Source organism: Frankia sp. CoWAU3 (assembly GCF_977971855.1).
In genome coordinates this window covers 1-3,052 of sequence record NZ_CDWWXB010000305.1, presented here as the reverse complement: position 1 = coordinate 3,052, position 3,052 = coordinate 1, and the positions used below count along the sequence as shown (strand labels likewise).

General features: G+C 68.7%; 5 protein-coding genes. 3 read left to right on the top strand and 2 right to left on the bottom strand.

Going from position 1 to position 3,052, the window contains the following annotated elements; translation table 11 throughout:
- The 3 genes from AC08ON_RS17625 to AC08ON_RS17615 form a co-directional block, all read left to right on the top strand.
- A partial coding sequence (locus AC08ON_RS17625) for a hypothetical protein (RefSeq protein ID WP_476617391.1) occupies positions 1 to 302 on the top strand: 302 nt, incomplete at its 5' end.
- Between the two features lie 122 nt (positions 303 to 424).
- Positions 425 to 898 (top strand): cytochrome P450, encoded by a 474-nt coding sequence (locus AC08ON_RS17620; protein WP_476608543.1) that lies wholly within the window; start codon positions 425 to 427, stop codon positions 896 to 898.
- An 83-nt stretch (positions 899 to 981) separates the two neighbouring features.
- Positions 982 to 1,671 carry a Clp protease N-terminal domain-containing protein gene (locus tag AC08ON_RS17615; RefSeq protein WP_476608542.1) on the top strand — a complete coding sequence of 230 codons (690 nt, stop codon included), beginning with the start codon at positions 982 to 984 and terminating at the stop codon, positions 1,669 to 1,671.
- Between the two features lie 546 nt (positions 1,672 to 2,217).
- On the opposite strand, the gene AC08ON_RS17610 is transcribed toward AC08ON_RS17615, so the two are convergent.
- Both AC08ON_RS17610 and AC08ON_RS17605 read right to left on the bottom strand, forming a co-directional pair.
- Positions 2,218 to 2,685, bottom strand: a complete 468-nt coding sequence (locus AC08ON_RS17610; protein WP_476608541.1) for a PIN domain-containing protein — start codon at positions 2,683 to 2,685, stop codon at positions 2,218 to 2,220.
- On the bottom strand, positions 2,675 to 2,941 hold the full coding sequence (locus tag AC08ON_RS17605; protein WP_476608540.1) for a type II toxin-antitoxin system Phd/YefM family antitoxin: 267 nt from the start codon (positions 2,939 to 2,941) through the stop codon (positions 2,675 to 2,677). The genes AC08ON_RS17610 and AC08ON_RS17605 overlap by 11 nt, the downstream gene beginning before the upstream one ends.
- Positions 2,942 to 3,052 lie beyond the last annotated feature (111 nt).

Genomic DNA, 3,052 nt, shown 5'->3' with positions numbered 1-3,052 from the left:
CCCGGGCCGGCGCGACCGTCGTCCACGACCGCTACCACCTCTATGACCACCCCGCGTTCGCCGCCGGCGGCGACCCCGCGGACCGCGACATCCCCGACAGCGCGGACCACGAACCAGACGAGGCTGTCTTCGCCGGCCTGCTCCACCAGGTCTGCACCGCCCACCTGCAACGCGACCTGACCGGCGCGGCCGAGGTCCACCCGGACGAGACCTGGCCCGAGCAGATCGCCGAGGCGCTGCGCGGCCTGGTCCACCACACCAACCTCGCCCGCCACGACGCCGCCCTCCCCGCACCGACCTGACCCAGCCCACAACCCACGCGTGACCGGAGGCGCCACCCGCCGACCGGCCATCACTCGATGCCACGGAATCCCGCCGCCAGCACACGGCCTGAACGTTTACCGTTCACAACTCGGTGTCCACGATGATCTCGCTGGGCGTGCTCACCCTGCTGAACCATCCCGAGGAGCGGGCGACGCTGCTCGCCCACCCGGAGCGGCTGAGCGTCGCGGTGGACGAGATGCTGCGGTTCTTCTCGGTCAACGACGGCACCCCGATGCGGCTGGCGACGGACGACGTGCTGATCGGCGACGCGTTGGTCAAGGCGGGTGACGGCCTGGCAGTGCCGACGTTGCCCGTAAACCGCGACCCGTCGGTATGCCCGCATCCCCATCAGCTCAACCTCATGCGGGAACAGCCGGTCAGGCACATGGCGTTCGGTCACGGACCGCACCAGTACCCGGCGAATCACCTGGTGCCGGATCTGCTGGAGATCGTCTACACGACACTGTTCGAGCGGGCTCCCACGCTCGCGCTGGCGGTGCCCGAGGCGGAGCTGACGCACAAGTACCACTCGATCCAGGCGTTCGGTCCGGCCGAAATGCCGATCACCTGGTAGGAGCGCCGGCGGTCGGGCGTCTCGACGGCGGACCGTCAGCTCCTGTTTGACGCCAGCGACGTAGACAACCTAAGGTTGACGACATGACCCAGACTACTCCGCCAGTCAGGCTCGACGACCTGATCACAGCGATCACCAAGACCAACACCGACGCCCTCGACAATCTGGCCGACGCGGTGCAGATGGCTGACCAGATCGGCGAGATCGCCGATCACCTGATCGGTCACTTCGTCGACAGGGCCCGTCGTTCCGGGGCGTCCTGGACCGACATCGGCCGCAGGATGGGCGTCACCAAGCAGGCCGCGCAGAAACGGTTCGTCGGCAAGCCCGCCGCCGCTCCGGCTCACACTTTCGAAAAGCTCACCAAGCTCGCCCACAACGCGGTCGTCGCGAGCATGAACGAGGCCAAGCTGGCAGGCAACGCCGAGATCGTACCCGCGCACCTGATCCTCGGCCTGCTCAGCACCGACGGCACCGCGGTCGCCGCGTTGCGGGCGCAGGGTGTCGACCTCGGCCAGGCGCGAGACACGGTTGCGGCGACCCTGCCGGCGCGCAACGACACCGATCCGGTGATGATTCCGTACGACGCCCGCGCGAAGAAGGCGCTCGAACTGACGTTCCGGATAGCCCTACGGCTCGGCGACGACGGTGTGGGCACCGGCCACGTTCTGCTGGGATTGTTGGAGGAGGAGAACGGCGCCGGGGCGCTGCACTCGCTCGGGGTCGACGCGGCAACGGCCGAGCGGTTCGTCGCGGACGCCGCCGACGAATAGCCCGTCACCCGGTAAAACGACCACACGGAACCGCCTGGCGAGGTGAAATCCTACACCTCGCCAGGCGGTTCGCCGTGAACTGCCCCGGGTTCGATGTCGCCTCGGCCTGGAGGGTCGAGGCGTGTCACGCCCTTCCCGTACCCGTGCATTCGGAGTGATGCGATGGCTATCGAGGGCTTCGCCCCGGCGCAGAACGCGTACGACTGGTCCGAGACGCCGGGAGCGCCAGCAGGGGCGGGGTCGAACCGCCGACCTTCCGCTTTTCAGGCCGAACCGACCGTGATGTCAGCGTCCGTGGACATGTGCTGCCGTGTGTGGAAGGCCGTCGACGTGCGCGCCGGTTCGCCGGCGTTGCTACACCCGTTGCTACACCTCCCCATGATCGCTGCGCTGCCCCAGACTGTCGCGCTGGGCTTACCGGGTTGATCGTGTCGTCATGGTCGGTCTGGGGTTCCCGGATCCGGCTGGCCAGATCGGGGTGCGGCCCGTGACACCCGAAAACGTCCGCCATCGACGCATGGCAGCAGCCTCGCCGCCCCGGCTGGGTTAGGGCTTTTTCTCGTGGGGTACAGGCGGCCTCGTGACCGGGACGACGCGCAAAAGTCTTTCCAGGCCGGTGTAGTCGCCGGGGTTGGTGGTGAACAGTGGAAGGTCCTCCGCGACCGCCGTGGCGGCGATCATCAGGTCGGCGGTCCGGCGGCGCGGTTTGCGGCCCGCGGCAACGACGGCCGCGGACAGTCGGCCGTAGACCCGCGCCGCCTCGGCGTCGAACGGGATCGGGTCGAACTCGTTCTCGGCACGTTGGAGGATCTCCATGCGCCGTGCCCGTTCCTCATGCTCGTCGTACAGGTCCTGCTCGTCGTTACGGCGGACCTGGTGCGGCCCGGCGGACAGCTCCGCCAGCGTCACCACGCTGATCGCCATCTCGTCCGGAAGCTCGGCGACGTCGACCCAGCGGCGCAGGATCAGGATGTTGGTGTCCAGCAGGCCCTGCCGGACGGGCTCACTGGTCATAGGCATCCGTCGCCTCGTGGTCGGCCGCGGCCTCCTGGTCGGCGCGGAACGCCTCCAGGCCGGTGTCAGGTGCGTTGCGCGACATCGCGGCGAACTCCTGCCGCGAGACGAACCGGCGCCGGCGCCGGAGCGGGACGAGCTGCCCGATCCGGTGACCATCCCGAGTGACCGTGAACGACTGCCCATGCTCGACGGCGTCCATGATCTCCCGCGACCTCGACCGCAGATCCCGCTGCGTGATCTCAGGAGTACTCACCCCGACAGCGTAGCACCCGGTGCTACAGCGTGCCGCGACGAAGATCCAGAGTCTGGCCAGGCGATGTTGACCGCCCGGCTTCGCCATACCGCCGTGTGCCTGCGGTCGCCT

Excerpts from the sequence above, each read along its gene's own strand:
- AC08ON_RS17620 (WP_476608543.1), top strand. The coding sequence starts at position 425 with ATGATCTCGCTGGGCGTGCTCACCCTGCTGAACCATCCCGAGGAGCGG.
- AC08ON_RS17615 (WP_476608542.1), top strand. The coding sequence starts at position 982 with ATGACCCAGACTACTCCGCCAGTCAGGCTCGACGACCTGATCACAGCG.
- AC08ON_RS17610 (WP_476608541.1), bottom strand. The coding sequence starts at position 2,685 with ATGACCAGTGAGCCCGTCCGGCAGGGCCTGCTGGACACCAACATCCTG.